We start from the raw sequence: 24,804 nt of genomic DNA, 5'->3' as shown, positions 1-24,804 counted from the left end.
GAGTGTTTCACGTGAAACAACGCGACTTCGATGTAGTGGTCGTCGGTGGCGGCCATGCCGGCGCCGAGGCCGCGGCTGCGGCCGCGCGCCAGGGTGCGCGCACAGCGCTTGTGACGTTGACCGAAGCTGGCATCGGCGTGATGTCCTGTAACCCGGCGATTGGAGGTCTGGGCAAGGGTCACCTTGTGCGTGAGATCGATGCGATGGACGGGGTGATGGGGCGTGTCGCGGATCAGGCAGGGATTCAGTTCCGGCTGCTCAACCGACGCAAGGGGCCGGCGGTTCAGGGGCCGCGCGCACAGGCGGATCGCAAGCTCTATCGGCAAGCGATGCGAAGCGAGATGCACAACACACCGAACCTGAGCATTGTCGAGGGTGAGGCCGTCGATCTGATTCAGTCTGGTGAGCTCGTACAGGGCGTCGTTCTCGCGGATGGTACAAAGCTGGTTGCGGCGGCAGTCGTGTTGACGACAGGGACATTTCTGCGGGGTGTTATCCATATCGGAGATCAGTCGCGCCCGGGCGGACGTATGGGCGACCGACCGTCGGTTCGGCTGGCAGAGCGGATCGACGATCTCGGGCTTGAGCTTGGGCGTCTGAAAACCGGTACGCCGCCACGCCTGGACGGAAGAACCATTGACTGGTTGAAACTTGAGGATCAGCCCGGCGACGACGCGCCGGTGATGTTTTCGTTCCTGTCAAAGGGTCCGGCGGTGCGTCAGGTGAGCTGCGGGATTACCCACACTAATGAACGTACGCACGAGATCATTCGTGACAATCTTGACCGCTCGGCAATGTATGGCGGGCATATCGAGGGGATTGGACCGCGATACTGTCCGTCCATCGAGGACAAGATCGTGCGTTTTGCGGATAAGAGCTCTCACCAGATTTTCCTAGAACCCGAAGGTCTGGACGATCCGACGATCTACCCGAACGGGATTTCGACCTCCTTGCCCGAGGAGGTGCAGACCGATTATGTCCGGTCGATTGCCGGGCTTGAAAAGGCAGAGATCCTCCAGCCGGGTTATGCGATCGAATACGATTTCGTCGATCCCCGCTCGCTGGATCTTCGTCTCGCTGTCCGTGCTGTGCGAGGCTTGTACCTGGCTGGGCAGATCAATGGAACGACGGGATATGAAGAGGCAGCGGCGCAAGGTCTTGTTGCAGGCCTCAACGCCGCGCGGGAGGCGATGGGCGACGAGCCGGTCCAGTTCGGACGCTCGGAATCCTATATCGGCGTGATGGTAGATGATCTGACCTCGCGCGGAGTGAGCGAGCCCTATCGCATGTTTACATCGCGGGCAGAGTTCCGGCTGTCGTTGCGCGCGGATAACGCGGACCAACGACTGACCCCGAAGGCAATCGCGCTGGGATGTATCTCGGACGCGCGGCGCGCAGTCTTTGAGGAAAAGCGTGAGAAGCTTGAACGGGGTAGGGCGCTTTTGGAAGAGCATGCCTTTGGTCCTAAAGCCCTTGGCGAAATGGGTATCTCGGTTGCGCCGGATGGGCAGAAGCGGAACGGCTTCCAGCTCTTGGCGTTTCCGGATGTAACGATGTCGCTCCTCCAAAGTGGAGAACCGGCCTTCACTGCCATCGAACCGGAGATCTCTCAGCAGCTGGAACGCGATGCACTTTATGCGAACTACATTACGCGTCAGCAGCGCGATGTCGAGGCGCTGCGCCGCGATGAATCCATGATCATACCGAACGGGTTCGATTTTGCCGGTGTGGAAGGGCTGTCGAATGAGTTGAAGCATAAGCTCGCGCTCGCGCGGCCGGAAAACCTGGCTCAAGCGGCGAAGGTCGATGGAATGACTCCGGCGGCACTTTCGTTGCTTCTTCTTCGGTTGCGGCGTTCCGGCCAGGCGAAATCTGCATGACGCTACTGGATTCGCGGCTCCCTGATCTGGATGTTTCACGTGAAACACTGGATCGGCTGACCCATCTTTCCGCACTCCTGGAAAAGTGGTCGTCGAAGATCAACCTCGTCTCCCGCGCCACACTGGAGGATCTCTGGACCCGTCACATTGTCGATTCCGCGCAGATCTTCCAGAGCCCGAGGCACCACACCGGTCTCTGGGCAGATCTTGGTTCCGGCGGCGGGTTTCCCGGTCTGGTTATCGCGATTTTGGCAGAGGAGCTTGCGCCGGAACTCGATGTGACGTTGGTGGAGAGCGACCAGCGGAAGGCGGTTTTCCTGCGCACGGCTTTGCGTGAAACCGGCGTCAGTGGGAGGGTGCTTGTTGGACGGATCGAGGAGATCCCGCCTCTCAAGGCGAATATCCTGAGCGCTCGCGCGCTTGCGGATCTGCCGACCTTGCTGTCCTTCACGGATCGGCATCTCAGCCCGAGCGGGCAGGCGCTCTTCCTCAAAGGCGCCAATTGGAAAAAAGAAGTCGCCGCCGCAGGGGAATCGTGGAAGTTCTCCTGTGAGCGTCGTACAAGTATCACTGATCCCAACGCAGTCGTCCTGACCATCGGAGCTCTGACACATGTCTGATCCGTCGCGGCCCAGCGGCCCCAAAATCATTGCAATCGCAAACCAAAAAGGGGGGGTGGGTAAAACCACAACCACAATCAATCTGGGTGCGGCACTGGCCGAGCGTGGCTTGCGGATTCTCGTGGTCGATCTCGATCCGCAGGGGAACTCCTCCACCGGCCTGGGTATTGAACCTGACGAGCGCGAATACACCACCTATGAACTTCTGCTCGAGGATATCGAGCTCGACCAGGTGATTCAGAAAACCGATCAACCGCAGCTCGATCTGATTCCTGCGACGGTCGATCTCAGCTCCGCCGATATCGAGCTGGTGGCCAATGAAAAGCGCAGCTTTCTCCTGCACGATGCGCTTCGTCAGACGGGAATGGATCGCTTTGGCTACGACTACGTCCTGATCGATTGCCCGCCCTCTCTCAACCTCTTGACGGTCAATGCGATGGTCGCGGCGCATTCTGTCCTTGTGCCTCTGCAAAGCGAATTCTTTGCGCTTGAGGGCCTGTCTCAACTGATGCTGACGATCCGGGAAGTCCGGCAAACCGCCAATCCCGACCTACGCATCGAGGGCGTACTTCTGACGATGTACGACGCGCGCAACAACCTGTCCCGCCAGGTCGAGGACGATGCGCGGGAGAATCTCGGCGATCTCGTCTTCGCCACTGTGATTCCGCGGAATGTCCGCGTCAGCGAGGCGCCGTCCTTCGCCATGCCCGTGCTGACCTATGACGGGCAGTCCAAGGGTGCGACGGCCTATCGTGCTCTCGCCGACGAATTGCTGCGCAAGAACGCCCGCCTTGCCGCCTGACCACAGAACAGAAAGAGCAGACATGTCAGATAAAAAGGAACCCCGCCGCGGATTGGGTCGCGGCCTCTCGGCGCTGATGTCCGATGTCGATATTCAGCCCACGCAGAGCGCAGAGGAGGCCACGCCAAAGACCCCGGATCGTCTTGTTCCAATCGAAAAGCTGGTGCCGAACAAGGATCAGCCGCGCCGCAGCTTTACGCCGGAACAGCTTCAGGAGCTTTCCGACTCCATCCGGACGAAGGGCATCATTCAGCCGATCATCGTTCGCCCGGCGCCGGGCGAGGACGGGCAATATGAAATCGTCGCCGGCGAACGCCGCTGGCGCGCGGCGCAGCTTGCACAGCTGCATGAGGTACCGGTCCTGATCCGCGACCTCAGCGATCAGGAAACGCTCGAAATCGCGATCATCGAGAACATCCAGCGCGCCGACCTGAACGCCATCGAAGAAGCGGCGGGTTACAAGCAGCTCATGTATCGCTTTGGCCATACCCAGGAAAAGATCGCCGAGGCCTTGGGCAAAAGCCGCAGCCATATCGCCAACCTTCTGCGTCTGCTTAACCTGCCGGAAGGTGTGCAGGAACATGTGCGCAATGGTGAGTTGAGTGCCGGCCACGCGCGGACCCTCGTCACCTCCCGCGATCCCGATCGCATGGCGGAGGAGATCATGCGCAAGAAGCTCTCGGTGCGTCAGGCCGAGGCGCTGCTACGCGCCGAAACCCAGCCGCCGCAACGCAAGGCGCCAGCGGCGTCCTACGAGATGGACAAGGATGCCGACACCAAGGCGCTCGAAGGCGATATTTCGGCAGCTCTGGGTATGAAGGTCACGATTGCGCATGCTCCGGGAAAGGAATCGGGCAAGCTGACGATTTCCTACGAGTCCTTCGAGCAGCTGGATTCGCTCTGCATGATCCTGAGCGCCACACGCTGAATGCAGATCCTGGGAAAGGCGGCCGTTAAACGCCTTTCCCAGACCGTACGCAATTCACAGTGGGGATAGAGTTTCAAACAAGTCCGGAAAAGCTCAGTCCGTCAGAAGCTCGGCGGTTAGTGCGTTTAGCACCATCCGGCCTTCGCGCGTTGCGCCAAAGCGATCGCGCGTTCGCCAGATCAACCCCAGATCCTCAAAGCGCGCCAGCGTCTCCTCGGAAATCCGTCTGGTTCCAAGCGCTGCGGCCCGCTCACGGCAAATCCCTTCGGAAAGCCGCAGCCCCATCATCAGATATTCGTTCCAGATATCCGCGTCGCTCAGCGGCTCGGCTTCCAGATCGCCGTTTCCCGCTTCCGCAGCCACAAGCCAGTCGCCCGGCGCCCGCCGCGCCACGGTCGCAAATCGTTGCCCGTTCAAACTGACTCGCCCATGGGCGCCCGGCCCGATCCCCACGTAGTCGCCGCCACGCCAGTAAACCAGGTTGTGCCGCGACATCGCCTCCGGTGCCGCATGGTTCGAGACTTCATAGGCCGGAAACCCCGCTGCCTCGCAAATCTCCTGCGTCGCGATATATAGATCCGCGCCCAGATCCTCTCCGGGCAAGCCGCGCAGTTTACCCGCCTGCGCCCGGTCCCAGAAGGCGGTGCCTTCCTCGATTGTGAGCTGGTAGAGCGACAGGTGATCGCCGGCCAGATCCAGCGCCTCGCGCAGCTCCGGCTCCCAGTCGGCAAGGCTCTGCCCTTGCCGCGCATAGATGAGATCGAAACTCACGCGCGAAAATACCGACTTTGCAATATCCAGCGCCGCAAGCGCCTCATCCACATTGTGCAGCCGCCCGAGTTTGCGCAGATCGTCCGGCCGCAACGCCTGCACACCGAGCGACACACGGTTCACGCCGGCAGCGGCAAAACCCTCGAATTTCTCGGCTTCGACCGAGCCCGGATTCGCCTCCAGCGTGATCTCGATATCGTTGGCCCAGGCCCAGTGATCGCGCGACGCGCGCAGCACCGCACCGACGGTTTCAGGCAGCATCAGAGACGGTGTGCCGCCGCCGAAATAGATCGACGAAAGCACGCGCCCCTCGGTCTGCCGCCCATAACGCGCCAGTTCGCGGACCAGCGCCTCGGCCCAGCGGGTCTGGTCCACATGGCGCACGACATGACTATTGAAATCGCAATAGGGGCATTTGGCCTCGCAGAACGGCCAATGCACATAGAGGGCGAAACCGCCCGGGCGCCAAGTCTCAGCCAAAACAGCCCGACACGAATTTCTTGAACGCATCTGCGCGATGGCTGATGCGGTTCTTTTCCCAACGGTCCATCTCGCCGAAGGTGATGTCATAGCCCTGCGGTTGGAACACGGGATCGTAGCCGTGCCCTTGATCGCCACGCATCGGCCAGACCACCTGTCCCTCCATCACACCGGGGAACACCTCGTCATGGTCATCGGGCCAGGCGAGAACCAGCGTGCAGCAAAACCGCGCCGTCCAGGGCTGCGACGCGCCGGAGGCTAGAAGCTCCCGATGCGCGCGCTCCATCGCCATGACGAAGTCGCGGCCCGTCTCTGTCTCAGCCCAATCCGCCGTATAGACGCCCGGCGCGCCGCCCAGAGCGTCGATCTCGATACCGCTGTCATCCGAGAGCGCGGGCAGCCCCGTCGCCTTGGCCGCGGCATGCGCCTTGATCCGCGCATTTTCCACAAATGTGGTGCCGGTCTCTTCCGGCTCCGGCAGCCCCATCTCGGCGGCACCGACCACACTGACGCCAAATGGCGTCAGAAGGTCAGTGATCTCCACCAGCTTGCCCTTGTTGTGGGTCGCAACCAGCAGCCGCTTCCCCTCGAAGCGCCGGGTCATGCCACGGCTGCCTTCTGCGCGGCGACCAGTTCCGAAACCCCGGCTTCCGCCAGATCCATGAGCTGGCCCATCTGCGCGCGCGAAAAGGTCGCGCCCTCTGCCGACATCTGCACTTCGATCAGCTGCCCGTCGCCGCGCAGGATGAAATTCCCGTCGACGCCGGCCTCGCTGTCCTCTGGGTAGTCCAGATCCAGCACCGGCTGCCCGGCATAGATCCCGCAGCTCACCGCCGCCACCGGCGAGACCAGCGGATCGCTGACCACGAGTCCGGCTTTCATCAGCTTGTTCACCGCCAGTTTCAGCGCAACCCAGCCGCCGGTGATCGCCGCGCAGCGCGTGCCGCCATCGGCCTGAATCACGTCGCAATCCACGGTGATCTGCCGTTCCCCGAGTGCCACCCGGTCGACGCCGGCGCGCAGCGAGCGCCCGATCAGCCGCTGAATTTCCACAGTGCGGCCGCCCTGTTTGCCGCTCGCCGCCTCGCGCCGCATGCGCGACCCGGTCGAGCGCGGGAGCATGCCGTATTCGGCGGTGACCCAGCCCAGACCGGACCCCTTGATGAAGGGCGGCACCCGCTCCTCGATCGAGGCGGTGCAGATCACATGGGTGTCGCCGACCTTGATCAGGCAGGACCCCTCCGCGTGTTTTGTCACACCCGTTTCGATTGAAACGGTCCGCATTTCGCTTAAATCTCGTCCTGACGGTCTCATCGGCGCCCCTTTCTCGATTGCGACCGGGATACTGATGCCTTGCAATCCCCGCAACCCCGATTGACGGCGCCGGATACCGGCCTTTAATGACCGCAAGAGGCGGAGAGAGACGGGATGAAAGAGCGAAACCGACTGTTCGATGAAATGAACGACCGCTCGCGCGAAGTGTTTCGCAAGGTCGTGGAAACCTATCTCGAACTGGGCGAGCCGGTGGGCTCGCGCACGCTCACGCGTACGCTCAGCGAAAAAGTCTCCGCTGCGACGATCCGCAATGTGATGCAGGATCTCGAATTCCTCGGCCTGCTCGACAGCCCGCATGTGAGCGCCGGGCGGATCCCCACGCAGCTCGGCCTGCGCATGTTCGTCGACGGTCTGCTGGAGGTGCGCGATCTCGATCACACCGACCGCGAAAAGCTCGACGCCACGCTGGGTTCGGGCGGCGACGATGTCGGCGGCGTGCTCGACCGGGTGGGCGCGGCGCTTTCCGGTGTCACCCATGGCGCCTCACTGGTGCTGACCCCGAAACACGAGGCGCCGATCAAGCATATCGAATTCGTCAGCCTCGGTCATGACCGCGCGCTGGTGGTGCTGGTCTTTGCCGACGGCCATGTGGAAAACCGCCTGTTCACGCCGCCGCCCGGTCAGACACCGAGCTCGATGCGCGAGGCGGCGAATTTCCTCAACGCGCTGATCGGAGGCCGCACGCTTGCCGAGCTGCGCAACATCATGGCCGAGGAAATCGCCCGCCGCCGGCAGGAGATCGACACGCTCGCCGCCGATCTGATCGAGGCGGGGCTGGCGAGCTGGGAGGATCAGGGCGACACGTCGGCGCGGTTGATTGTGCGCGGGCGCGCGAATCTCCTCGGCACCGAGGCGGAAACCGAAGAGCTCGACCGCATCCGCAACCTCTTCGACGATCTCGAGCGCAAGCGTGACATCGCGGAGTTCCTGGAACTGGCCGAAACCGGCGACGGTGTGCGCATTTTTATCGGCTCCGAGAACAAACTTTTCTCACTTTCGGGTTCCTCTCTGGTGGTCTCTCCCTATATGAACGCGGATCGTAAGATCATCGGCGCGGTGGGCGTCATCGGCCCCACGCGTCTCAACTATGGCCGTATCGTCCCCATCGTGGATTACACGGCACAGCTGGTCGGCAAGCTGATTGCCGAGCGGAGCTAGAGGTGAAGAATGGCAGACCCGAAGAACGACGAGTTTCTCGATGACATCGAAGCCGCCGAGGCCGAGGCCTACGCAGAGGATGCGGACGAGCTGGACCCCGAAGCGGTCGAGCTGGACGCGCTGCGCGCCGAACGCGACGAGCTGAAGGACCGCTTCATGCGCGCGTTGGCCGATGCGGAAAACGCCCGCAAGCGCGCCGACAAGGATCGTCGCGAAGCGCAGCAATACGGCGGCTCGCGCCTCGCCCGCGATCTGCTGCCGGTCTATGACAACCTGCAACGGGCCCTGAACGCCGCGCGCGAGGAAAACGCCGCCGCCGCGCTGATCGAAGGGGTCGAGCTGACCCTGCGCGAGCTGCTCAACGTGTTCTCCAAGCATGGCATGAGTGCGATCACCCCCGAGGTCGGCGACAAGTTCGACCCGCAGCATCACGAGGCGATGTTCGAAGCGCCGGTGCCCGGCACCAAGGCGGGCGAGATCATCCAGGTCTCCGCCGAGGGCTTCATGCTCTACGACCGGCTGCTGCGCCCGGCGCAGGTCGGCGTCAGCTCGATGCCCGCAAGCTGAGACCCGGATAGAGGTCGAAAACACATGCCCCGGACTTGATCCGGGGCCTCAGCGTTTTCCGTTTCATGTGAAACGCACCCGCTGGCTCAGCCGTCGCCGTCCAGCAGCCCCTTCAGCTCATAGATTGCCTGCAAGGCCTCGCGCGGCGACATGTCGTCGGGAAGCAGCGTGGCGAGCTTTTCCTCGACAGGCGACGGGCCGGCAGGGGCGGCCTGCGGCGGTGGCGCCACGGCGGCGGCGGAGAACAGCGGCAGATCGTCGATCAGCGCCTTGGGCGCGGCCCGCTCGCGTTCGCCCTGTTCCAGCGCGTCCAGTACCGTCCGCGCCCGGTCGATCACCGCTTTCGGCAACCCGGCAAGCTGCGCCACCTGCACGCCATAGGAGCGATCCGCCGCGCCTTCGCGCACCTCGTGCAGGAAGATTACCTCGCCGTCCCATTCCTTCACCGCCACCGTGGCATTGGTGACGCCGTCGAGCTTGCCCGCCAGCACCGTCAGCTCGTGGTAATGGGTGGCGAAAAGCCCGCGCACCCGGTTGACGCCGTGCAGATGTTCCAGCGTTGCCCAGGCGATGGAGAGCCCGTCATAGGTGGCGGTGCCGCGCCCGATCTCGTCGAGGATGACCAGCGCCCGGTCGTCGGCGAGGTTGAGGATCGCGGCGGTCTCGACCATCTCGACCATGAAGGTCGAGCGCCCGCGCGCCAGATCGTCCGAGGCGCCGACGCGGCTGAAGATCTGGCTCACCAGCCCGATATGGGCGCGCCGCGCGGGCACGTAGCAGCCCATTTGCGCCAGCAGCGCGATCAGCGCGTTCTGCCGCAGATAGGTGGATTTACCGGCCATGTTCGGACCGGTGAGCAGCGTCACCGCGGCGCTTTCGCCTTCGGCGTTGAGCCCGCAATCATTGGCGATGAACGGCCCCGCGCCCTGGGTCTGCAAGGCGCGCTCCACCACCGGGTGGCGGCCCGCCTCGATCTCGAAGGCGCGGCTGTCATCGACCTGCGGCCGCGCCCAGCCCTGCGCGCTGGAGAGATCCGCCAGCCCCAGCGCCAGGTCGAATTCCGACAGCGCGAGCCCGGTCTCCGAAAGCGCCGGTGCCTCGTCGAGAATAGCCTCGCGCAGCTGGGCGAAGAGGCGCTTTTCGATTTCCAGCGCCTCGTTTCCCGCGTTCAGGATGCGGGTTTCCAGCTCGGTCAGCTCGACCGTGGTAAAGCGCACCTGATTGGCGGTGGTCTGGCGGTGGATGAAGGTCTCGTTCAGCGGCGGCGACATCATCTTTTCCGCATGGGTCGCGGTGGTTTCGATGAAATAGCCCAGCACGTTGTTGTGCTTGATCTTCAGCGAGGAAACCCCGGCACGCTCGGCATACTCTCCCTGCATGCGGGCGATCACGCTGCGGCCTTCGTCGCGCAGGGTGCGGGCCTCGTCGAGATCGGCATCGTAGCCCGGCGCGATGAAGCCGCCATCGCGCGCCAGCAGCGGCGGTTCGGCGACCAGTGCCGCGTCTAGCAGGGCGAGCAGGTCGTCATGTCCGCGCAGGGCCGCGCGCGCCTCTTCCAGCAGCTCGGGCAGGGCGGCCTCGTCGAGCGCTTGCGCGATCTCCTCGGCCTGTTCCAGCGCGTTGCGCACCGCTGCCAGATCGCGCGGGCCGCCACGGTCGAGTCCAAGCCGCGACAGGGCGCGGTCGAGATCGGGCACCTTGCGCAGGGCGTCGCGCAGCGCCGTGCACTGCGGGCTCTCGATCGCCCAGTCCAGCGCTGCCAGCCGCCGCGCGATCACGTCCAGCTCGCGCGAGGGCGACGACACGCGCCGCTCCAGCAGCCGCGCGCCGCCCGGTGTCACCGTGCGGTCGATCACCGAGAGCAGCGAGCCCTGCCGCCCGCCGTTCATCGACTGGGTCAGCTCCAGATTGCGCCGCGTCGCCGCGTCGATCTGCAACATGCGCGAAACCGCGTCGCGCTGCGGTGCGCGCAGCAGCGGCAGCCGGCCTTTCTGGGTGATGTCGAGATAGTCGACCAGCGCGCCCATCGCCGCCAGCTCGCAGCGCGCGAAACTGCCGAAGCCGGCCAGCGTCTGCACCCCGTAAAGCGTGCAGAGCCGCGCCTCGGCGCCGCTGGAATCGAAGGAGGCCCGGCCCAGCACCGTCGGAAGAATCCCGAGATCGCCCAGAACCTCGCGCAGGGTCTCGCCGACATCTTCGGAGACCAGCAGTTCCGACGGCGCCAGCCGCGCCAGCTCCGCGCCGATCCGCGCCTGTCCCAGCGGCATCACGTGAAACGCGCCGGTGGAGATATCGGCCCAGGCCAGCGCCCATTCGTCCCGAACCCGTGCCAACGCGGCCAGGTAATTGTGCCGCCGCGCCTCCAGCAGCGAATCCTCGATCAGCGTGCCGGGGGTGACCAGCCGCACCACCCCGCGCTTGACCACGGATTTGCCGCCGCGCTTCTTGGCCTCCGCCGGGCTCTCGAGCTGCTCGCAGACCGCGACCCGGAATCCCTTGCGGATCAGCGTCAGCAGATATCCCTCGGCAGCATGCACCGGCACGCCGCACATCGGGATATCCTCGCCCGCATGCTTGCCGCGCTTGGTCAGCGCGATGTCCAGCGCCTCGGCCGCCGCCGCCGCGTCGTCAAAGAACAGTTCGTAGAAATCGCCCATCCGGTAGAACAGCAGCGCATCGGGGTGATCCGCCTTGATCTCCAGATATTGCGCCATCATTGGCGTGACTGCCGTCATGCTTGCCCCCGGAATGCCTGTTCGGTCTGACATAACAAAGCCCGCGCCCGGGGCGAAAGGCGAAAACCGCGCGGTTGAGCCGGGCTTTCCGCTGCGCTAAGAGCAACTTCGCCGAAGCGGAGGAGTGTTGCGCCATGGCCAAGATGAAAATCACCCGGGAGGAGGCGCTGGCCTTCCATCTCGAACCCGTCCCCGGCAAGTGGGAAGTGCAGGCCACGGTTCCGATGACCACGCAGCGCGACCTGTCGCTGGCCTATTCGCCCGGCGTCGCGGTGCCCTGCGAGGAAATCGCCGAAAACCCCGAGCTGGCCTATGATTACACCAACAAGGGCAACCTCGTCGCGGTGATCTCCAACGGCACGGCGGTGCTGGGGCTCGGCAATCTCGGTGCGCTCGGGAGCAAACCGGTGATGGAGGGCAAATCCGTGCTCTTCAAGCGCTTTGCCGATGTGAACTCCATCGATATCGAGCTCGACACCGAGGATCCGGAAGAATTCATCCAGGCCGTGCGGCTGATGGGGCCGACCTTTGGCGGCATCAACCTTGAGGACATCAAGGCGCCCGAGTGCTTCATCATTGAGCAGCGCCTGAAGGAAGAGATGGATATCCCGGTCTTCCATGACGACCAGCACGGCACGGCGGTGATCTGTGCCGCCGGCCTGATCAACGCGCTGCATCTCTCTGGCAAGAAGATCGAGGATTGCCGCATCGTGCTGAACGGTGCCGGCGCGGCGGGGATCGCCTGTCTTGAGCTGGTCAAGGCGATGGGCGCCAAGCACGACAATTGCATCATGTGCGACACCAAGGGCGTGATCTATCAGGGCCGCACCGAGGGCATGAACCAGTGGAAATCGGCCCATGCCGCCGCCACCGATCTGCGTACGCTGGAAGAGGCGATGAAGGGGGCGGATGTGTTCCTCGGCGTTTCGGCCAAGGGCGCGGTGACCCAGGACATGGTGGCCAGCATGGCCGAGAACCCGGTGATCTTTGCCATGGCGAACCCCGATCCCGAGATCACGCCGGAAGAGGCCCATCAGGTGCGCCCCGACGCGATCGTCGCCACCGGCCGCTCGGATTACCCCAACCAGGTCAACAACGTTCTGGGCTTTCCCTATCTCTTCCGCGGCGCGCTGGATATCCACGCCCGCGCGATCAATGACGAGATGAAGATCGCCTGTGCCGAGGCACTGGCCGAGATCGCGCGCGAAGACGTGCCCGACGAGGTGGGGCTGGCCTATGGCAAGCAGCTCAGCTTCGGACGCGATTACATCATCCCCACGCCCTTCGATCCGCGCCTGATCCACCGCATCCCGCCCGCCGTGGCCAAGGCGGGGATGGCGACCGGCGCTGCTCGGCGCCCCATCGTCGACATGGAGGCCTATCGCGAAACGCTCAAGGGCCGGATGGATTCCACCGCGCCGATCCTGCGCAGCATCAACAACCGGGCGCGTCAGGCGCAGGCAAGGATGATCTTTGCCGAGGGCGACGACCCGCGCGTGCTGCGTGCCGCCGTCATGTACCAGCGCAACGGGCTGGGCAAGGCGCTGGTGGTCGGGCGCGAGGACGATGTGCGCAAGAAGCTCGAGGAATCGGGTCTTGGCGATGCGGTGCGCGAGCTGGAGGTGGTGAACGCCGCCAATACGCGGCATCTGGAGACCTATAAAGGGTTCCTTTACGAGCGGTTGCAGCGCAAGGGTCACGACCGGCAGGACATCCACCGGCTGGCGGCCCGCGACCGGCATGTCTTTGCCTCGCTCATGCTGGCGCATGGCCATGGCGACGGGCTTATCACCGGCGCAACGCGGAAATCGGCGCATGTGATGGAGCTGATCAATCATGTCTTCGATGCCGACGCGCATCACGGCGCGGTAGGGGTCACGGCGCTGCTGCTCAACGGGCGGATTGTGCTGATCTCCGACACGCTGGTGCATGAATGGCCGGTGGAGAACGACCTTGCCAATATCGCCGAACGCGCGGCGGGTGTGGCGCGGCATCTGGGGATGGAGCCGCGCGTGGCCTTCGTCTCCTTCTCGACCTTCGGGTATCCGGTGTCGGAGCGGGCGCAGAAGATGCATCTGGCGCCGCAGGTGCTCGACGCGCGCGGTGTGGATTTCGAGTACGAGGGCGAGATGACCGTCGATGTGGCGCTGAACCCGAAGGCGCAGGAGGCCTATCCGTTCCAGCGCCTCTCGGGGCCGGCGAATATCCTCGTGGTGCCGGCGCGGCATTCGGCCTCGATCTCGGTCAAGCTGATGCAGGAGATGGCGGGCGCCACGGTGATCGGGCCGATCCTCGCGGGCGTCGACAAGTCGATCCAGATCTGCTCGACCAATATGACGGCGAACGATATCCTCAATATGGCGGTGCTGGCGGCCTGCAAAGTGGGCTGACGGTGGCGCCTCTGGCCGGGGGCGGATGCCTCCGGCCAGAGGTATTTTCGGAAAGATGAAAGGGCGGGGCGCATGACGATCTGGAATCTCGGGTCCATCAATGCCGACCTGTCCTATTCCGTGCCGCATCTGCCCGCGCCGGGCGAGACGCTGGCGGCGGCGTCGATGAACCGAGGGCTGGGCGGCAAGGGGGCGAACATGTCCGTGGCCGCCGCGCGGGCGGCGGCGCGGGTGGTGCATCTGGGCGCCGTCGGTGCGGATGGCGCCTGGGCTGTCGGGCGGTTGATGGAATACGGGGTGGATACGCGGCACATCGTCGAGGTCGATGAGGCGACGGGCCATGCGATCATTCTCGTGGACGGGCAGGGCGAGAATTCCATCGTCATTCACCACGGCGCCAACCATGCGATTCCCGAAGACCTGCTGGGCCGGGCGCTGTCCGAGGCGGAAACCGGCGATCTGCTGCTGATGCAGAACGAGACCCTGTTGCAGCCCGAGGCGGCGCGCATGGCGCGCGAGCTTGGGCTGCGCGTGGCCTATGCGGCCGCGCCCTTCGAGGCGGAGGCGGCGCGCGCGGTTCTCGGGCTTTGCGATATTCTGGTGCTGAACGCCATCGAAATGGAGCAGCTTCAGGCCGCCTCCGGGCTGGGGTTGGCCGGGATGGGGGTGGAGACCGTCATCGTGACCGAAGGCGGACGCGGCGGGCGGTTGCATCTGGCCGCGAATGACTGGCAGGCGGAGCGGTTCGAAACGCCGAAGGTCACCCCGGTGGACACGACCGGGGCGGGGGATAGCTTCACCGGCTATCTGCTCGCTGGGCTCGACCGGGGCATGCCGCTGCGCCAGGCGGTAGAGCTGGCGAGCCGGGCGGGCGCGCTGATGGTCACCCGCCACGGCACCGCCGATGTGATCCCCGATCTGAAAGAGGTACAGGCCGCGCGGTTCGGCTGAGACTCAGCCGCCGGCAAAGGGCGCCGCGCCGCCCCAGAGCTGACGCACCCGCTGGTCTCGGCCGCAGGCGTCGCGATAGCGCTTGTAGGCTTTCGCCTGTTTGATCGGGCCGAAGCGGGTCAGCACGATATTGTCGCCCTTGTAGTAATCCTGGTGATCGTCCTCGGCGTTCCAGAACGCGCCCGCCTTCAGGATCGGGGTGACGATCCTCTGCCCCAGCGCCGCCTGCGCCTCGGCTTTTGCCTTGTCGGCGGCGGCCTTTTCCGCCGGATCAGAGACGAAAATCGCGGTGCGATAGCTCTCGCCCCGGTCGCAGAACTGCCCGCCGGCATCGGTTGGATCGACCGAGCGGAAGAACATCGCATAAAGCTGGTCGCGGCTGACGCGGGCGCTGTCATAGGTGATCTTGACCGCCTCGTAATGGCCGGTGCCGCCGCGGCTCACCTGCTTGTAGCTGGGGTTTTTCAGCGAGCCGCCGGTATAGCCCGAGACCGCCGAGATCACCCCGGGCACTTTCTCGAAATCGGCCTCGACGCACCAGAAACAGCCGCCGGCAACGACGATATCGCGGCGCTCGCCAGCCTCGGCGCGGTGGGCCTGCACGGCCAGGCCGATGAGGATCAGAACGGATAGCAAAACGCTGCGGATCATGACGCACCTCCCTTTTGCGCAAGGCTGCGCCCAAGCGGCCCCCCGATCAATCCGCTGCAACGCGATGTCACCGCATGGTGAGCCCGCGTGACCCCTTCCGTTTCCCGTGAAACATTCCTAGCCTGCCGGCTATGGACAAGGTCACGACACATCAGGCGGCGGAAGATGCCCGCAACGAAGAGATCCTCATCTGGGTCAATGGCGCGCTGAAGCCCAAGGCGGAGGCGCTGGTTTCGGTCTACGATTCCGGCTTCATGCTGGGCGACGGGATCTGGGAGGGGTTGCGGCTCTATAACGGGCGCTGGTCCTTCATCGACGCGCATCTCGACCGGCTGTTCGAGGCGGCGCTGGCCATCGACCTCGATATCGGCATGAGCCGCGAAGAGCTCATCTCCGCCATAACAGAGACGCAACAGGCCAATGGCATGGCCACCGACGCCCATTGCCGGCTGATGGTGACGCGGGGGGTGAAGACCCGGCCGTTCCAGCACCCCGGCCTTTCGGTGCAGGGGCCGACCGTGGTCATCCTGATGGAGCATTCCAGGCCCTCGATCCCGCGCCCGATCCGGCTTGCCACCGTGCCGCATCAGCGCGGGCTGCCGATGACGCAGGATCCGAAGCTCAACTCGCATTCCAAGCTGAACTGCATCCTCGCCTGCATCGCTGCCGAAAAGGCAGGAGCGGACGAGGCGCTAATGCTGGATGTGCATGGGTTCGTGAACACCACCAATGCCTGCAATTTCTTTATCGTACGCAAGGGGGAGGTTTGGACCTCGACCGGCGATTACTGCATGAACGGCATCACCCGGCAGAAGGTGATCGACCTTTGCCGCGCCAACGACATCCCGGTTTACGAGCGCAATTATTCGCTGGTCGATACCTATGGCGCCGACGAGGCGTTCCTGACCGGCACTTTCGGCGCCCAGACCCCGGTGGGCGAGATCGACGGGCGCGTGATCGGCACAGGGGAGATGGGGCCGGTGACGCAGCGCCTCCGGGCGCTTTACAAGGAGCTGGTGACAGAATGAGGATTGCCATGTGGTCGGGGCCGCGGAATCTCTCCACCGCGATGATGTATGCCTTCGGCAACCGGGCGGATTTTCATATGGTGGATGAGCCGTTCTATGGCCCCTATCTGCGCATGACCGGCCTGCCGCATCCGATGGCCGGGGAGATCATGGCCAGCCGTCCCGAAAGCGCCGAGGCGGTGCAGGCTCAACTGCTGGGTCCGATCCCGGAGGGTAAGCCGCACGTCTATCACAAGCATATGTGTCAGCACATGATCGACGGCATGCCGCGCGCGTTCATGAAAGACTGTGTGAATGTCTTCCTTCTGCGCCACCCCGCGCGCGTCGTGGCGAGCTTTTCCAAGGGCTACGAAAACCCCACCGCCGCCGATATCGGTTTTGCAGCGCAGGCGGAGCTTTACGATTACGTGCTGTCGCTGGGGCTGACGCCCCATGTGATCGACAGCGCCGATATCCGCCGTGATCCGGAGGGCAAACTGCGCGCGCTTTGCGAGGCGATCGGGCTGGATTTCGACCCGGCCATGCTGTCCTGGCCAGCGGGCGGGCACGCGCAGGATGGCGCCTGGGCGCCGCATTGGTATGGCTCCGTGCATCGCTCCACCGGCTTTGCCGGGCCCGAGGGCGATTTGCCGGAGTTGAGCGGCGTGGCGGCGGATCTGGCAAACGAAGCGCTGCCGCATTATGAGAAAATGCGCTTCAGTACATTGATTTAAAAGGAAAAATTTTTTTGAAACTCTTTCTCTCCGGTCTGCGTGTCTTCAAGTGTCGCGGGTGGCAAGGGGCCGCCCGCCTGCATACTGAGCAACAGGAGAGACATTATGAAGACCCTTATGATCGCCACCGCCGCCGCCCTCACCGCCAGCGCCGCCTTTGCTGACGATCACATGGCACCGATGGTCGAGGCCATGGACCAGAGCGTCGCCAATGGCGTGGTCAGCGCGGAGAAGGTCACCACGACTGCGAATGGCTGGCTGGTCGTGCACCGCACCGATGCCGAGATGAAGCCCGGCCCCGTGGTGGGCTATGCGCCGCTGCGCGCCGGCGAAACCATGGATGTGGCCGCGATCCTGACCGAAGAGGTTGCACCGGGCGACATGCTCATGCTGATGATCCACGGCGAAGAGGGCGGCATGACCACCGGCGGTTTCGAATACACGCTGGGCGCCAAGGAAGACGGCCCGATCCGCGTCGACGGCAACCTCGTCATGGCGACGATTACCGCGCAATAAGCTTCGCTCATCGCGAGCGTTTCATTTCGCGTAAACGGGATCGGAGACCGTCTTTCCAACCCTTACCGCGGTCTCCGCGCCGCCCCTCGTGTATCGTGCGGGGGGCGGCACATTCATGCCAGCGTGTCGCGGGTGACGGGGCATCTTGCGCCGGCATAGAGACTGTCGAGAACCTCCGAGAACACGCTTGGCGCATCGGGCACCGCCTCGAACAGCGTCATGCAAGACCGGACTTTCAGCGCATCGACCGGCCCCAGAATGTCCTCCGGATCGCTGCCCGCATGGCTGAGTAGCAGTTGTGCCACTTCCTGCAACCGCGCCCCAAGCACCGGATGGGCGAGATAGCGGCTGGCCTCGTCCAGATCGGAGATGCCGAAATGTCGCGCCATGCCCGACCGGCCGAGGATCTTCAGTTGCGGGAAAACGTACCAAATCCAGTGGGTGACCTTCCGCCCGTCGCGCAGCTCGGCGAGGATCTGCGGCCAGTGCTGGTTCTGGGCGTCGATGAAATCCTGTGGCTCTGCCATGTTGGCCTCCCGAGATTATGGGGCGCTGCCCCGCCCGCGCGATGCGCGGACTCCCCGGGATATTTGGGGCCAATGGAAACACGGGAAAGCGCCCGGCTCTTCCATTGGCAAAAAATATCCCCGCCGGAGGCAAATCCGACGGGGACGCATTCACAAGGCTGGAGGCTCAGCCCTTCAGGCGACGGTTCCGCGCGGCCAGCAGCTTCAGGCGCAGCGCGTTGAGCTGGATGAAGCCCTTGGCGTCCTGCTGGTCGTAGGCGCCGGCATCTTCCTCGAAGGTCACATGCGCTTCGGAATAGAGCGAATGATCCGACCAGCGGGCGACGGTGCGGGCCGAACCCTTGTAGAGCTTCAGACGCACGGTGCCGGTGACATGTTCCTGCGATTTGTCGATCAGCGCCTGGAGCATCTCGCGCTCGGGCGAGAACCAGAAGCCGTTATAGATCAGCTCCGCGTAACGCGGCATGATCGAATCCTTGAGGTGGCCGGCGCCGCTGTCGAGCGTGATCTGTTCGATGCCGCGATGCGCTTCGAGCAGGACGGTGCCGCCGGGCGTCTCGTAGATGCCGCGAGATTTCATGCCGACGAAGCGGTTCTCCACCAGATCCAGCACGCCGATGCCGTGCTTGCCGCCCAGCTCGTTGAGCTTGGTGAGGATCGTTGCGGGCGACATGGCCTCGCCGTTGATCGACACCGCGTCGCCCTTTTCGAAGCCGATCTCGATGAATTCGGGTTCGTTCGGCGCCTGCTCCACCGGCACGGTGCGTTGCAGCACGTAATCGGGGGCCTGCTCGGCGGGGTTTTCCAGAACCTTGCCCTCAGACGAGGTGTGCAGCAGGTTGGCATCGACCGAGAAGGGCGCCTCGCCGCGCTTGTCCTTGGCGATGGGGATCTGGTTTTTCTCGGCAAAGTCGATGAGCTTGGTGCGCGAGGTCAGATCCCAGAGCCGCCAGGGCGCGATCACCTTGATGTCGGGGTTGAGCGCATAGGCTGCCAGTTCGAACCGCACCTGATCGTTGCCCTTGCCCGTCGCGCCATGGGCCACCGCGTCGGCGCCGGTCGCCGCGGCGATCTCGACCAGCCGCTTGGAGATCAGCGGGCGGGCGATGGAGGTGCCGAGCAGATAGAGCCCCTCGTAAAGCGCGTTGGCGCGGAACATCGGGAAGACGAAATCGCGCACGAATTCCTCGCGCAGATCTTCGATATAGATCTCCGACACGCCCAGCATCTCGGCTTTCTTTCGGGCGGGCTCCAGCTCCTCCCCCTGGCCGAGATCGGCGGTGAAGGTGACCACCTCGCAACCATACTCGGTTTGCAGCCACTTCAGGATGATCGAGGTATCGAGGCCACCGGAATAGGCCAGGACAACTTTCTTGGGCGCGGACATCGGGCATTTCCTCACGTGAAATCTGGCAGGCGGGTTATAGCGTTTTGGCGTCAGGAGCAAGGATCGCCCGTTGACCGCCGGGCGCTGTGTGCTAGCCCTGCCGAAAGCATTGCTGTAAAGACGGGCGGGACGATGGGCTGGAAGATCTTTATGCACTCGGTGCGGATGGTACTGGACAACCTCCAGGCGGCGCTGCGCATCTCGCTTCTGCTTTATCTGGTGCAGGTGGCGCTTCAGGTCATGATCTTCTCCGGGAGCGGCGGTTCTGTCGACCCGCAGGAGATCGCGGCGACCCCGGCAGCCGCCGGCAATCTCCTGATCATGCTGGTGTTCGCGGTACTGGCAAGCCTCTGGATCGCGGTCGGCTGGCATCGCTATGTGCTGACCGGAGAGATGCCCGCTGGTTGGCTGCCGCGCTGGCACGGGGCCGAGCTCGGCTCTTATCTCTGGCGTTCGATCATGATCGGACTGGTGATCGGGCTGGCGCTGGTGACGATCGGTGCTGTCCTCGGGATGCTGGTCATGGGGATCCCGGGCCTGGCCCGATTGCTGATCTTCGGCATGGCGGGGCTGGTTTCCTATGTGTTTTTCCGCATCGGTCTGATCCTGCCGGCGGCGGCGCTAGGCCAGAGTCTGCAAATGCGCGACGCCTGGGAGGCGACGAAACAGGACGACAAGGCGATCCTGGTGCTGGCGCTGATCTCGATGGCAGCGCAGATCGTGATCGGGCTGCCGGCGATGATCGATGGCGACACCAGCTCTTTGATCAGCCTGATCTACCGTGTCGTCGTGGACTGGTTCGTCATGATGTTCGGAATCTCGCTGCTGACCACGCTTTATGGGTATTTCATCGAGCGCCGGCGCATCGACTAGGCTTGCCTTGTCCGTAGCGATGCGCCAACTGTCGCGGATGGACAGCTTTCACGACAAGGCCCGCGCCGCGGCGGTGGCGATGCGCGGTGTCTTTCCCGAGACACCGCTTTTGCGCAACGCCCATCTGAGCGACCGCTTCGGCGCCGATGTCTGGCTCAAGCGCGAGGATCTCAGCCCGGTGCGCAGCTACAAGCTGCGCGGCGCCTTCAACGCCATGCGCAAGCGCCCCGAGGCGGAGCTTTTTGTTGCGGCGAGCGCCGGCAACCACGCGCAGGGCGTTGCCTATATGTGCCGGGAGTTCGGCAAGAAAGGCGTGATCTTCATGCCGGTGACCACGCCGGACCAGAAGATCCAGAAGACCCGGATGTTCGGTGGCGATGCGGTCGAGATCGTGCTGACCGGCGATTATTTCGACGACACGCTGGCCGCTGCGCAGGCGTTTTGTGCGGAGAAGGGCGGGCATTTCCTGTCGCCCTTCGACGATGAGGACGTGATCGAGGGGCAGGCCAGCGTCGCGGTGGAGATCGAGCAGCAGCTCGGTCATGCCCCCGATCACATGGTGATCCCGGTGGGCGGCGGCGGGCTCGGCTCCGGTGTGCTGAGCTATTTCGGCAATGACTGCCAATATACCTTTGTCGAGCCCACGGGTGGCGCCTGCCTGCGCGCGGCGCTGGCGGCGGGGCGGCCGGTGACGCTCGACACGGTCAACACCTTTGCCGATGGCGCGGCGGTGGCGCGGATCGGCGCGCGCACCTTCGAGCGGCTGAAGGGTGTGGGCCTCGCCAATACGCTGACGGTGAGCGAGGACCGGCTCTGCACCACCATGCTCGAGATGCTGAATGTCGAGGGGGTGGTGCTGGAGCCCGCGGGGGCGCTTTCGGTGGATGCGCTCAAGGATCTCGGCCAGTCGATTCGCGGTCGCACGGTGGTGTGCGTCACCTCCGGCGGCAATTTCGATTTCGAGCGGCTGCCCGAGGTGAAGGAACGGGCGCAGCGCTATTCCGGAGTGAAGAAATACTTCATCCTGCGCCTGCCGCAGCGTCCCGGCGCGCTGAAGGATTTCCTGAACTTCCTGGGCCCCGAGGACGACATCACCCGGTTCGAATATCTGAAGAAATCGGCGCGCAATTTCGGTTCTGTGCTGCTTGGGATCGAAACGGTCGATCCGGCGAATTTCGAAACGCTGCTCGCACGGCTGGACAGCCATGGCTACACGCTGCGCGATATCACCGATGACGAGCTTCTGGCGCAGTTCCTGATCTGAGTCAGGCGGCCAGCCGCTCCGGCAGCTCGCGCAGGAAGGCGGCGCGGCTGTCTTCGTAGAGTCGGGCGATGGCGCCGAGATCCACCGCCTCCGGCGTGCCGGCGCGGGCAGCATATTCGCCCTCCTGGCAGGCGTGTGCGAGCGTGTCGAAACCGAGATTGAGCGCGCTGCCCTTGAGGAAATGCAGCGCGGCCTCAAGCGCTGCGGGCTCTCTCGCCTGATCGGGCAGGTCTGCGAGCGCGCCCTCGACCTCTTGCAGGAACAGCGCCACGACCTCGTCGAAATCCACCGCGCCGATTTCGTCATGCAGTTCTGACACCTGACTCCAGTCGATCATCGGGCACCTCCTGCTCTCCAGAGCTAGGCGGGAAAGATGAAAATTCTCTTTCCGCCCGGGCGAGGTGCCGACAATTTTAGGCTAAAGGCTCCGTTAACGCAGGCCCGGTAAACCCGGCGCATCCGTCCGCCTGTAGGAGCCAGCTTGCATCCCGAAAGCGTCGATATCTCTGCCGCCTCTGCCGCGGCTCTGGTCCAGCGCGTGCTCGTGGTGGATGACAGCCTTGTGCAGCTCAAGATCCTGAGCGCCATGCTGACGCGCTGGGGGTTTGAGGTCTGGCAGGCGCAAAGCGGCGAGGAGGCGCTGGCGCTGTGCGAGACGGGGGCGCCCGACGCGGTGCTTTCGGACTGGATGATGCCGGGGATGGACGGGCTGGAATTCTGCCGGCGGTTCCGCGCGCTGGAGCATGACAGCTACAGCTACGGCTATTTCATCCTGCTCACCTCGAAGAGCGAAAAGGGCGAGATTGCGCGCGGCCTCGATGCCGGGGCCGATGATTTCCTGACCAAGCCGGTCAATGCCGATGAGCTGCGCGCCCGTATCAATGCCGGCGCCCGCATCCTGTCGATGCAGCGGCAGTTGAGCGATACGCTTGACCAGCTGCGCGCCGCCGCCGATGCCATCGATCGCGATCTGCGCCAGGCCCGCACCATTCAGGAGGCGCTGGTGCCCGAGCGTAGCCGCGACTACGGCGCCGCGTCTGTCAGCCTGCTGCTGAAACCCTGCGGCCATGTCGGTGGCGATCTGGTCGGCATGTTCAGCCCCGATGCGGCGGGGCTCGGCGTCTACAGCATCGACGTCTCGGGGCACGGCATCACCTCGGCGCTGATGACGGCGCGGGTGTCGGGCTATCTCGGCGGCGATTTCCCCGACCAGAACATCGCGCTGGAGCGGCGCGGCGGCGACCCCGTCTTCCGCCCGCCGGAGGAGGTGGCGATGCGGCTCAACAACCGGCTCTCTGCCGATCCCGGGGTGCTGGATTATCTCACCATGGCCTATGTGACGCTGGATCTGGCCAGCGGCGTCGCGCGGATCGTGCAGGCCGGTCATCCGCCGCCGCTGCTCATCCGCGCCGATGGAAGCATGCGCTTTGTCGGCGAGGGCGGGCTGCCCATCGGCCTGATCAGTGATGTGTGCTATGACCGGATCACGCTGGAGCTGGAGCCGGGGGATCGGCTGCTGCTCTATTCCGATGGCTTCACCGAGGCGCTGCTGAAGGACGGGCAGATGCTGGATCAGGACGGCTTGCAGCAACTCGCGGGCCTCTGCCGTGCCGCGCGGGGGACGGAGTTTCTCGACGATCTCTATTGGCGCCTCAGCCAGATCACCCGAACGGGCACCAGCCCGGAGGATGACGTCTCCGCCGCGCTGGTCGAATACCGGGGTATTGGCTAGGTCAGAGTATGTGGCGCCGCACGAAATCCCGGTCGCCGGGGTTGCCCAGCAGCTCTGCCGCCAGATCCGGCGCCATCCAGTGCGCGCTGTGCCCGGCCTCCAAGGGCGCGCCCAGCGGATAGACCGGATCGGCGCGATAGATGATGCAGAGCTTTTCCGCCCAGAGGTCGTATTCCGGCATATAGGTAAAGCGCCGGAACGCCCCAAGCCGCAGCGGTCGGGCGATGCGCCAGCCGGTTTCCTCGAACACCTCGCGATGCAGCGCGGCGAGGGGTGATTCGCCCGCGTCGATGCCACCGCCCGGCAGCTGGAATTCCGGCCAGGGCTCTTCCTGATGGGTCACCAGCAGTGCGCCGCCGCGCGGCAGGATCGCGTAGGCACCGGGCCGCAGCGTGTAGCGGCGCCCGGCCTCGGGCGGTTCTCCGTAACGAGCGATCATGCGGTTCCCCTTGGTTCCTGCGCCGTCCTGCCTTATATGCGCCGGTATGCCAACGCGCGGCAGATAAGGAAACCCCATGACCATCGGCAGCAAGCTCGCCTGGGACGACACCGTCCTTCCGTTCCAACTCGACGTTTCGGACATCCGTGGCCGCGTGGCGCGGCTCGACGGGGTGCTCAACGGCGTCCTGAGACAGCACGACTACCCCGAACCGGTCGAGGCGCTGGTGGCCGAGATGGCGCTGCTCACCGCGCTGATCGGGCAGACGATCAAGCTGCGCTGGAAGCTCTCGCTTCAGGTTCAGACGCGCGGCGCGGTGCGGATGATCGCCACCGATTATTTCGGCCCCGAGAAAGACGGGCAGCCGGCGCGCATCCGCGCCTATGCCAGTTTCGACGCCGAGAAGGTGACCAGTGATCCGGCCTTCGACCAGCTCGAAGAGGGTTATTTCGCGATCCTGATCGACCAGGGCAAGGGCACGACTCCCTATCAGGGCATCACGCCGCTGGCCGGCGGTTCGCTCGCGGCCTGTGCCGAGGCCTATTTCGCCCAGTCCGAGCAGCTTCCGACGCGGTTTGCGCTGAATTTCGGCAAGGTGATCGGCGCGGACGGCCAGGGCGAATGGCGCGCCGGCGGGCTGATGATCCAGACCATGCCCAAGGCCTCGCCTTTTGCGCAGGGCGGCGGCTCGGGTGAGGACGGGCTGCTGCGGCCCGAGGATCTGGTGCAGGGCGACGAGGAAGAGAACTGGCGGCGGGTGAATTTCCACGTCGACACGGTGGACGAGCTGGAGCTGATCGGCCCCGATCTGCCGCCGACCGACCTTTTGGTCCGGCTGTTTCACGAGGAACAGCCGCGGGTCTTCGACGCCCAGCCGGTGCGTTTCGGCTGCACTTGCTCCGAGGAGCGTGTGCGCAATTCGCTGTCGATCTATTCGGCGCGGGATATTGAGAAGATGACCACCGAGGAGGGCACGGTTACCGCCGATTGCCAGTTCTGCGGCGCGCATTACGTGCTCGATCCCGAGACGGTGGGGTTCGAGGCCAAGAAGTGAGCG

Annotated in this window: 24 protein-coding genes; 15 read left to right on the top strand and 9 right to left on the bottom strand. The window is 64.4% G+C overall.

The window, feature by feature from the left end; genetic code table 11:
- Positions 1-11 precede the first annotated feature (11 nt).
- The 4 genes from mnmG to I6N89_RS02155 are packed head-to-tail and all read left to right on the top strand — an operon-like array spanning position 12 to position 4,230.
- The gene (gene mnmG, locus I6N89_RS02170) at positions 12-1,880 is read left to right on the top strand and encodes a tRNA uridine-5-carboxymethylaminomethyl(34) synthesis enzyme MnmG (protein ID WP_207016574.1); all 1,869 of its coding nucleotides are present in this window, start codon (positions 12-14) and stop codon (positions 1,878-1,880) included.
- Entirely contained in the window at positions 1,877-2,500 is a 624-nt protein-coding gene (gene rsmG, locus I6N89_RS02165) for a 16S rRNA (guanine(527)-N(7))-methyltransferase RsmG (RefSeq protein WP_207016573.1), read from the top strand. The genes mnmG and rsmG overlap by 4 nt, the downstream gene beginning before the upstream one ends.
- A complete protein-coding gene (locus I6N89_RS02160; protein WP_207016572.1) occupies positions 2,493-3,302 on the top strand; it encodes a ParA family protein in 810 nt (269 codons plus the stop codon). Before rsmG ends, I6N89_RS02160 begins: the two co-directional genes overlap by 8 nt.
- 22 nt (positions 3,303-3,324) lie before the next feature.
- A complete protein-coding gene (locus I6N89_RS02155) occupies positions 3,325-4,230 on the top strand; it encodes a ParB/RepB/Spo0J family partition protein (protein WP_207016571.1) in 906 nt (301 codons plus the stop codon).
- 93 nt (positions 4,231-4,323) lie between these two features.
- On the opposite strand, the gene hemW is transcribed toward I6N89_RS02155, so the two are convergent.
- The 3 genes from hemW to rph are packed head-to-tail and all read right to left on the bottom strand — an operon-like array spanning position 4,324 to position 6,795.
- Complete coding sequence (gene hemW / locus I6N89_RS02150; RefSeq protein ID WP_207016570.1) at positions 4,324-5,481, bottom strand: radical SAM family heme chaperone HemW; 1,158 nt, start codon at positions 5,479-5,481, stop codon at positions 4,324-4,326.
- Positions 5,474-6,085 (bottom strand): RdgB/HAM1 family non-canonical purine NTP pyrophosphatase, encoded by a 612-nt coding sequence (gene rdgB, locus I6N89_RS02145; protein ID WP_207016569.1) that lies wholly within the window; start codon positions 6,083-6,085, stop codon positions 5,474-5,476. Before rdgB ends, hemW begins: the two co-directional genes overlap by 8 nt.
- On the bottom strand, positions 6,082-6,795 hold the full coding sequence (rph, locus tag I6N89_RS02140) for a ribonuclease PH (protein WP_076699074.1): 714 nt from the start codon (positions 6,793-6,795) through the stop codon (positions 6,082-6,084). The genes rdgB and rph overlap by 4 nt, the downstream gene beginning before the upstream one ends.
- A gap of 114 nt (positions 6,796-6,909) precedes the next feature.
- Here rph and hrcA point away from each other — a divergent pair, with 114 nt between their 5' ends.
- Together hrcA and I6N89_RS02130 are read left to right on the top strand one after the other, a co-directional pair.
- A complete protein-coding gene (gene hrcA / locus I6N89_RS02135) occupies positions 6,910-7,974 on the top strand; it encodes a heat-inducible transcriptional repressor HrcA (protein WP_207016568.1) in 1,065 nt (354 codons plus the stop codon).
- Between the two features lie 9 nt (positions 7,975-7,983).
- On the top strand, positions 7,984-8,541 hold the full coding sequence (locus I6N89_RS02130; protein ID WP_207016567.1) for a nucleotide exchange factor GrpE: 558 nt from the start codon (positions 7,984-7,986) through the stop codon (positions 8,539-8,541).
- 86 nt (positions 8,542-8,627) lie between these two features.
- On the opposite strand, the gene mutS is transcribed toward I6N89_RS02130, so the two are convergent.
- A complete protein-coding gene (gene mutS, locus I6N89_RS02125; RefSeq protein WP_236016372.1) occupies positions 8,628-11,276 on the bottom strand; it encodes a DNA mismatch repair protein MutS in 2,649 nt (882 codons plus the stop codon).
- A gap of 134 nt (positions 11,277-11,410) precedes the next feature.
- On the opposite strand from mutS, the gene I6N89_RS02120 reads away from it, so the two are divergent.
- Both I6N89_RS02120 and I6N89_RS02115 read left to right on the top strand, forming a co-directional pair.
- Positions 11,411-13,666: an NADP-dependent malic enzyme gene (locus I6N89_RS02120; RefSeq protein ID WP_207016566.1), complete on the top strand. Its 2,256-nt coding sequence runs from the start codon at positions 11,411-11,413 to the stop codon at positions 13,664-13,666.
- A gap of 72 nt (positions 13,667-13,738) precedes the next feature.
- Entirely contained in the window at positions 13,739-14,617 is an 879-nt protein-coding gene (locus I6N89_RS02115; RefSeq protein ID WP_207016565.1) for a ribokinase, read from the top strand.
- A gap of 3 nt (positions 14,618-14,620) precedes the next feature.
- On the opposite strand, the gene msrA is transcribed toward I6N89_RS02115, so the two are convergent.
- Positions 14,621-15,268, bottom strand: coding sequence for a peptide-methionine (S)-S-oxide reductase MsrA (gene msrA / locus I6N89_RS02110; RefSeq protein ID WP_207016564.1), 648 nt, complete (start codon positions 15,266-15,268; stop codon positions 14,621-14,623).
- A gap of 131 nt (positions 15,269-15,399) precedes the next feature.
- On the opposite strand from msrA, the gene I6N89_RS02105 reads away from it, so the two are divergent.
- The 3 genes from I6N89_RS02105 to I6N89_RS02095 all read left to right on the top strand — a co-directional run bounded on the left by I6N89_RS02105 (position 15,400) and on the right by I6N89_RS02095 (position 17,525).
- Positions 15,400-16,296, top strand: coding sequence for a D-amino acid aminotransferase (locus I6N89_RS02105; RefSeq protein ID WP_207016563.1), 897 nt, complete (start codon positions 15,400-15,402; stop codon positions 16,294-16,296).
- A complete protein-coding gene (locus I6N89_RS02100) occupies positions 16,293-17,009 on the top strand; it encodes an HAD family hydrolase (protein WP_207016562.1) in 717 nt (238 codons plus the stop codon). The genes I6N89_RS02105 and I6N89_RS02100 overlap by 4 nt, the downstream gene beginning before the upstream one ends.
- Before the next feature lie 105 nt (positions 17,010-17,114).
- The gene (locus tag I6N89_RS02095; RefSeq protein ID WP_207016561.1) at positions 17,115-17,525 is read left to right on the top strand and encodes a DUF7282 domain-containing protein; all 411 of its coding nucleotides are present in this window, start codon (positions 17,115-17,117) and stop codon (positions 17,523-17,525) included.
- Between the two features lie 113 nt (positions 17,526-17,638).
- Here I6N89_RS02095 and I6N89_RS02090 read toward each other — a convergent pair whose 3' ends face one another.
- Both I6N89_RS02090 and I6N89_RS02085 read right to left on the bottom strand, forming a co-directional pair.
- A complete protein-coding gene (locus I6N89_RS02090) occupies positions 17,639-18,052 on the bottom strand; it encodes a DUF1810 domain-containing protein (RefSeq protein ID WP_207016560.1) in 414 nt (137 codons plus the stop codon).
- Between the two features lie 166 nt (positions 18,053-18,218).
- Positions 18,219-19,439, bottom strand: coding sequence for an argininosuccinate synthase (locus tag I6N89_RS02085; protein WP_076699035.1), 1,221 nt, complete (start codon positions 19,437-19,439; stop codon positions 18,219-18,221).
- Between the two features lie 132 nt (positions 19,440-19,571).
- On the opposite strand from I6N89_RS02085, the gene I6N89_RS02080 reads away from it, so the two are divergent.
- Positions 19,572-20,312, top strand: coding sequence for a hypothetical protein (locus I6N89_RS02080; protein WP_207016559.1), 741 nt, complete (start codon positions 19,572-19,574; stop codon positions 20,310-20,312).
- A 37-nt stretch (positions 20,313-20,349) separates the two neighbouring features.
- On the top strand, positions 20,350-21,576 hold the full coding sequence (ilvA, locus tag I6N89_RS02075) for a threonine ammonia-lyase IlvA (RefSeq protein WP_207016796.1): 1,227 nt from the start codon (positions 20,350-20,352) through the stop codon (positions 21,574-21,576).
- A 1-nt stretch (position 21,577) separates the two neighbouring features.
- Here ilvA and I6N89_RS02070 read toward each other — a convergent pair whose 3' ends face one another.
- On the bottom strand, positions 21,578-21,913 hold the full coding sequence (locus I6N89_RS02070) for an Hpt domain-containing protein (RefSeq protein ID WP_207016558.1): 336 nt from the start codon (positions 21,911-21,913) through the stop codon (positions 21,578-21,580).
- Between the two features lie 144 nt (positions 21,914-22,057).
- On the opposite strand from I6N89_RS02070, the gene I6N89_RS02065 reads away from it, so the two are divergent.
- The gene (locus I6N89_RS02065; protein ID WP_236016371.1) at positions 22,058-23,308 is read left to right on the top strand and encodes a PP2C family protein-serine/threonine phosphatase; all 1,251 of its coding nucleotides are present in this window, start codon (positions 22,058-22,060) and stop codon (positions 23,306-23,308) included.
- Position 23,309: 1 nt separating this feature from the next.
- On the opposite strand, the gene I6N89_RS02060 is transcribed toward I6N89_RS02065, so the two are convergent.
- Positions 23,310-23,747 carry an NUDIX hydrolase gene (locus I6N89_RS02060; protein ID WP_207016557.1) on the bottom strand — a complete coding sequence of 146 codons (438 nt, stop codon included), beginning with the start codon at positions 23,745-23,747 and terminating at the stop codon, positions 23,310-23,312.
- A gap of 76 nt (positions 23,748-23,823) precedes the next feature.
- Here I6N89_RS02060 and I6N89_RS02055 point away from each other — a divergent pair, with 76 nt between their 5' ends.
- Positions 23,824-24,801, top strand: a complete 978-nt coding sequence (locus tag I6N89_RS02055; RefSeq protein WP_207016556.1) for an Hsp33 family molecular chaperone HslO — start codon at positions 23,824-23,826, stop codon at positions 24,799-24,801.
- Positions 24,802-24,804: the final 3 nt, after the last annotated feature.

The sequence above is a fragment of the Salipiger abyssi genome, from assembly GCF_017311415.1.
Lineage (GTDB): Bacteria > Pseudomonadota > Alphaproteobacteria > Rhodobacterales > Rhodobacteraceae > Salipiger > Salipiger abyssi_A.
Note: the sequence above shows the minus strand (reverse complement) of the source record. Positions and strands in the feature narration are given on the sequence as shown.

What these genes read in the sequence shown, in the direction of transcription:
- rsmG (WP_207016573.1), top strand. Translation starts at nt 1,877, where the DNA reads ATGACGCTACTGGATTCGCGGCTCCCTGATCTGGATGTTTCACGTGAA.
- I6N89_RS02160 (WP_207016572.1), top strand. Translation starts at nt 2,493, where the DNA reads ATGTCTGATCCGTCGCGGCCCAGCGGCCCCAAAATCATTGCAATCGCA.
- I6N89_RS02155 (WP_207016571.1), top strand. Translation starts at nt 3,325, where the DNA reads ATGTCAGATAAAAAGGAACCCCGCCGCGGATTGGGTCGCGGCCTCTCG.
- rdgB (WP_207016569.1), bottom strand. Translation starts at nt 6,085, where the DNA reads ATGACCCGGCGCTTCGAGGGGAAGCGGCTGCTGGTTGCGACCCACAAC.
- rph (WP_076699074.1), bottom strand. Translation starts at nt 6,795, where the DNA reads ATGAGACCGTCAGGACGAGATTTAAGCGAAATGCGGACCGTTTCAATC.
- hrcA (WP_207016568.1), top strand. Translation starts at nt 6,910, where the DNA reads ATGAAAGAGCGAAACCGACTGTTCGATGAAATGAACGACCGCTCGCGC.
- I6N89_RS02130 (WP_207016567.1), top strand. Translation starts at nt 7,984, where the DNA reads ATGGCAGACCCGAAGAACGACGAGTTTCTCGATGACATCGAAGCCGCC.
- mutS (WP_236016372.1), bottom strand. Translation starts at nt 11,276, where the DNA reads ATGACGGCAGTCACGCCAATGATGGCGCAATATCTGGAGATCAAGGCG.
- I6N89_RS02120 (WP_207016566.1), top strand. Translation starts at nt 11,411, where the DNA reads ATGGCCAAGATGAAAATCACCCGGGAGGAGGCGCTGGCCTTCCATCTC.
- I6N89_RS02115 (WP_207016565.1), top strand. Translation starts at nt 13,739, where the DNA reads ATGACGATCTGGAATCTCGGGTCCATCAATGCCGACCTGTCCTATTCC.
- msrA (WP_207016564.1), bottom strand. Translation starts at nt 15,268, where the DNA reads ATGATCCGCAGCGTTTTGCTATCCGTTCTGATCCTCATCGGCCTGGCC.
- I6N89_RS02105 (WP_207016563.1), top strand. Translation starts at nt 15,400, where the DNA reads ATGGACAAGGTCACGACACATCAGGCGGCGGAAGATGCCCGCAACGAA.
- I6N89_RS02100 (WP_207016562.1), top strand. Translation starts at nt 16,293, where the DNA reads ATGAGGATTGCCATGTGGTCGGGGCCGCGGAATCTCTCCACCGCGATG.
- I6N89_RS02095 (WP_207016561.1), top strand. Translation starts at nt 17,115, where the DNA reads ATGAAGACCCTTATGATCGCCACCGCCGCCGCCCTCACCGCCAGCGCC.
- I6N89_RS02090 (WP_207016560.1), bottom strand. Translation starts at nt 18,052, where the DNA reads ATGGCAGAGCCACAGGATTTCATCGACGCCCAGAACCAGCACTGGCCG.
- I6N89_RS02085 (WP_076699035.1), bottom strand. Translation starts at nt 19,439, where the DNA reads ATGTCCGCGCCCAAGAAAGTTGTCCTGGCCTATTCCGGTGGCCTCGAT.
- I6N89_RS02080 (WP_207016559.1), top strand. Translation starts at nt 19,572, where the DNA reads ATGGGCTGGAAGATCTTTATGCACTCGGTGCGGATGGTACTGGACAAC.
- ilvA (WP_207016796.1), top strand. Translation starts at nt 20,350, where the DNA reads ATGGACAGCTTTCACGACAAGGCCCGCGCCGCGGCGGTGGCGATGCGC.
- I6N89_RS02070 (WP_207016558.1), bottom strand. Translation starts at nt 21,913, where the DNA reads ATGATCGACTGGAGTCAGGTGTCAGAACTGCATGACGAAATCGGCGCG.
- I6N89_RS02060 (WP_207016557.1), bottom strand. Translation starts at nt 23,747, where the DNA reads ATGATCGCTCGTTACGGAGAACCGCCCGAGGCCGGGCGCCGCTACACG.
- I6N89_RS02055 (WP_207016556.1), top strand. Translation starts at nt 23,824, where the DNA reads ATGACCATCGGCAGCAAGCTCGCCTGGGACGACACCGTCCTTCCGTTC.